At 61.2% G+C, this 3,991-nt stretch carries 4 protein-coding genes and 1 pseudogene; 1 reads left to right on the forward strand and 4 read right to left on the reverse strand.

The features are described from left to right. The 3 genes and pseudogenes from GVL04_RS23925 to GVL04_RS23935 all read right to left on the reverse strand — a co-directional run. Positions 1 to 212: pseudogene (locus GVL04_RS23925) on the reverse strand (fumarylacetoacetate hydrolase); the annotation flags it as partial. Between the two features lie 39 nt (positions 213 to 251). Next, positions 252 to 1,454, reverse strand: a complete 1,203-nt coding sequence (locus GVL04_RS23930) for an acyl-CoA dehydrogenase family protein (protein WP_159709146.1) — start codon at positions 1,452 to 1,454, stop codon at positions 252 to 254. Between the two features lie 51 nt (positions 1,455 to 1,505). Next, on the reverse strand, positions 1,506 to 2,027 hold the full coding sequence (locus GVL04_RS23935) for a flavin reductase family protein (RefSeq protein ID WP_159709147.1): 522 nt from the start codon (positions 2,025 to 2,027) through the stop codon (positions 1,506 to 1,508). Positions 2,028 to 2,144: 117 nt separating this feature from the next. On the opposite strand from GVL04_RS23935, the gene GVL04_RS23940 reads away from it, so the two are divergent. Beyond that, positions 2,145 to 2,924, forward strand: a complete 780-nt coding sequence (locus GVL04_RS23940; RefSeq protein WP_159709148.1) for a FadR/GntR family transcriptional regulator — start codon at positions 2,145 to 2,147, stop codon at positions 2,922 to 2,924. 214 nt (positions 2,925 to 3,138) lie between these two features. Here GVL04_RS23940 and GVL04_RS23945 read toward each other — a convergent pair whose 3' ends face one another. After that, the gene (locus GVL04_RS23945; protein ID WP_159709149.1) at positions 3,139 to 3,873 is read right to left on the reverse strand and encodes a dienelactone hydrolase family protein; all 735 of its coding nucleotides are present in this window, start codon (positions 3,871 to 3,873) and stop codon (positions 3,139 to 3,141) included. Positions 3,874 to 3,991: the final 118 nt, after the last annotated feature.

Genomic DNA, 3,991 nt, shown 5'->3' on the forward strand with positions numbered 1-3,991 from the left:
GTTGGGGACGGGGATCCGAGCCAGGACCGGTCAAAACTGACGTCGGCGGCGGTGTCGGCAAGTGTCGAGGCCCAGGCCTTGAACTCTTCCCAGCGGGCATAAATCCCGGCAAGGCCGGGACCGAACCGGCCACCACTGGCGGCCTCAACATCAACGCCCCGGTCATCACTGACCAGCACAACTGCACGGTTATCAACATTAGCAATACGCACGATTTATCTTTCTGTGGTGGGTGAAGTTGTGGGGTGGGCTCAGACGAGTGGGGTGATCTTTTCTTCGACGCCCAGGAGTGCTTTTCCGTAGATTTCGTATCCGACGGCGGGGGAGACGATGGCGTGCCGTGCTGCGGTGGCTGAATCGCGCCAGATCCGCTGGAGTGGGCTGGTATCCCCGAAGCTGCCGGCCCCGTGGGCGCTGAGGAGGATATCGATGGCGCGTGTGACGTGCTCGGCGACCCAGCCGGTGTCGGCACGCACGCGTGCCCGGGCTTTGTAGTCGAGGTACTCAGCGCCGGCGGCAGCGTCGTCGATGTCCTGGGCGGCGCGCTGGGCGAGTAGGTTGGCGGTGTCCAGCAACTGAGCCGCCTCCGCGACCTGAAGCTGGAAGGCCACGGAGTCGCTCTGCTTTTCGAAGAATGTGTAGGAGATGGCCTTTTTGGGGGCCTTTTCGATCACAAAATCCAAGGCGGCCTGGCCGAGACCCAATTGTGTGCCGATCAGTACCAAAGCAAGAATGGGAACGAAAGCGGAACGGTAGAGGGCTTCAGAACCGATCTGCTCGGTGGGGTAGTCGCCGTCGATGGCAGGCGGGACGGACATGACACGGTGTGCGGGGACGAAAACGCTGTCGGCCACCAGGCAGTTGCTTCCGCTGGAACGCATGCCGGCGACGAACCATGTGTCCTCAAGGGTCATTTCGCTGGTCGGAATCAATGCCAGACCCTGATCCACCACTGTGCCGTTTTCATCGGTGATTGGGATTCCCAGGACGGCCCAGGTGGCGTGCCAGGAGCCGGAGTTGTAGTACCAGCGGCCAGTAACTTTGTAGCCGCCGTCGACCTTTTCGGAGGTCGAGGTCGGGGTCAGTACCCCGGAGACCTTGGCGTCCGGGTTGGCGCCGAAGACTTCGTCCTGTGCTTTGACGGGAAAGAGGCCCGTCAACCATGCGCAGATGTTGGTCAGCGTGAGAACCCAGGCGGTGCCGCCGTCGGCATAGCCCACTGCTTTAGAGACCTCAAGCATGGTGCGCATATCGGTCTCGTAGCCGCCGTAGCGCTTTGGGACAGCCAGTTTGAACAGGCCGGCATCGGTGAGGGCTTGGATGGATTCTTCGACAACCCTGCGGTTCTTTTCGCCTTCGGCGGCGTTGTTCCTCAGCAGGGCGGTCAGTTCGGTGGCACGGGCGACGAGCTGTGCGCGGTCCGGGACGGTGATGGGTTCAGCGATGGTGGTCATTTCTCTTTCTCTCTTCATTGAGGGGTCCTACAAGGACGGTTGGGATCAGGGTTAGCGGGCGCAGGCCGCGAGCTGGTCCAGGATGGGACGGCGCGGGCGCTTTGCGAATTCGGAGTGGGTACCGAAGAGGCGGTGGCTGTACACCATGGGAGAGGTGTCGGCGCTGGCAGCGTGCTGGACTGAACCGACCAGAACGGTGTGGTCGCCTCCGGAAATGACGTCGTAGAGTTCGCACGCCAGCCACCCTGCCGTGTCTTGAAGACGCGGCAAGCCATGGTCGTAGGACCAACTGACGCGGTCAAATTTGTTCTCGCTTCGGCCTCCGAACGTCAATGCGAGCTCGGGCTGGTGTTGGGCCAGAATGTTCACTCCAAAATGGCCCTCCCTGCAGATTTTCCGCAAGAGGCCGGACTTGTTCTCCAATGCCACCAGAACCAGGTGAGGTTCCAACGAGAGGGGCATGAAAGCACTAACCGTCGCCCCCGCCGGGCCATCATCGCCGGCTGCCGTGACGATGGTTACTGGAGACGGCACCGCTGCCCGTAAGTCTCTGAGCTGGGCTTGTGTCTGCATGATTTCTCCTAAAACATCATGATCAATATGTTCATTGTGGGAGTGTCGCAGATCATATGTCAAGGGCTTGGGATATGATGATCATGATTTATTTCTGGTTGGTGGAGGAGCCAAACGATGCCGCATTTTGAGATGAGTGAGGGACCGGCACTCAGTCGAGAGCTGTGGCGGGCGGGCGAGTCCCAGCAGGTAGCAGCAGGCCAAGAGCCCGCGAACCGTGCGGTGATGGCCGCGAATCGAATTCAGGAGCTAGCCGCCCGTGCCGGCCTGGGCGAGCGTTTGGGTAGCAAGGACGATCTGAGGCAGCTGTGTTCTGTGTCTGTCGGCACTTTCAACGAGGCGCTGAAGATCGCCCAGGCCAGAGGCTACGTCACCCTGCGCAGGGGGCCGGGTGGCGGGATTTTTGCTGCTCAGCAGGCACCGCTGGTCAAGCTCGGAAACCAGATGCTCGCGATCGAAGACAGTGAGCACATCGTCGCGGACGTCCAGCGCATGCGGAATGCATTGGACCCTCTGGTGCTTGAGGACGCCCTGCTTCATTCGTCGGCGGCCGACATCCTGGCAATGCGCAGGGAAGTGGAAGCCATGAAGCAGGCCATGGCGGTAGATGACATACCCGGCTTCCTCCACGGCAATTGGCGGTTCCAGGCATGCATCGCCAGTATCTCCCCGAACGTCGTGCTCCGGACAGTTTTCCTAAGTCTGCTGGAGGTTCTCGAACAGCATGCCGTTACTCTGCCGTCGGTGCCGGACCGCAAACTTCCCGATGTTCTGCAGCGTCGATTTGAACTCTATGAGGGCATGGCGGATGCCTTGGAAACGCGGGATCATGATGCAGTCATGCGGATCATGCACGAACACAACACTGGCGTCCAACCTGCTGCAAAAGCCCCCTAATGCCGGCCATTTTTGGCGCTGAAGTCGGTCGGCAAGGACCCGGCGCTGGCCCGACGCTCGGGCAGCGTGTTGCGATTAGCGCTTGCCAGCGCCGGGATTCCTTGGGAGCTCCTTGCCGAACTGGCCTACCTTTTTCGGGCGCGTGAGGCAGGCTCGATCGATATGGAGCGGGTGAGACGGTTCAGCGTCGGACCGCCCGGCTCTCAGCCAGTGATCATGTAGCGGGCAGTGTCGGTGCGGCAAGGGCCATCATCCGGTTCAGGAACGCAAGGGTTCTGGTCCAGGCCTGCCGAGTGGACTCCGCGTCGAAAGTGTCCCGCCCGTAGGTTGCGAACGCGTGACCGACGCCCTCATAGAGGTGAATCTCCGTCTCGTTTGTTCCGGCGAGGCTTTCCATAATCGCCATGCGGGCGTCGGGTGGGCAGTAGTGGTCTTCTTCAGCGAAGTGCAGGAGCAGCGGCGACATTGTGGGGGAGGTCGCCAAGTCGATCCTGTCCTGGATGCCTACGCCGTAGTAGCTGACTGCACAGTCGACTTTCTCCGTGGCCGCAGTGATGAACGCCAGTCCGCCACCTAGGCAGTATCCAAGTGTGGCGACCCGCCCGTTTCCTCCATTAGTCCGCCGGCACCATGCAAGGGACGCGGCAATATCTGTCAGCGCCAAGTCAACGTCCAGGTTGTCTCTCAGTTCGATGGCGTGATTGAAGTCCGGCCCGGTGTAGCCCAGGTCCACGTCCTGTTCCTGGCGGGCGAACAAATCAGGGACAACCGCGATGTATCCGGCATCGGCGAATTCACCGGCCATGGTCTGCATATAGGCATTGATGCCGAAGATCTCGTGGAGCAGGACCACGCAAGCGGCCGGAGCATGGGTTGCCGGGGAGGCGACGTAGGCCCGGAATCGGTGGCCGTCGAAAGCCGTCAGCCGCACCTCTCGGACGGTATTCACCGGATGCCGCCTGTCTCGTGTACTTCCATCGGATGCAGGACCTTTCCATTTGTTGCCTAGGTGGTGGGGGCGTGGGTGCCGGTCATGAGGGCGGCGAGGTCGTCGGGTTCGAGGAAGG

This window comes from Arthrobacter sp. 18067, assembly GCF_902706295.1.
In the GTDB taxonomy this organism is placed as follows: Bacteria; Actinomycetota; Actinomycetes; order Actinomycetales; family Micrococcaceae; genus Arthrobacter.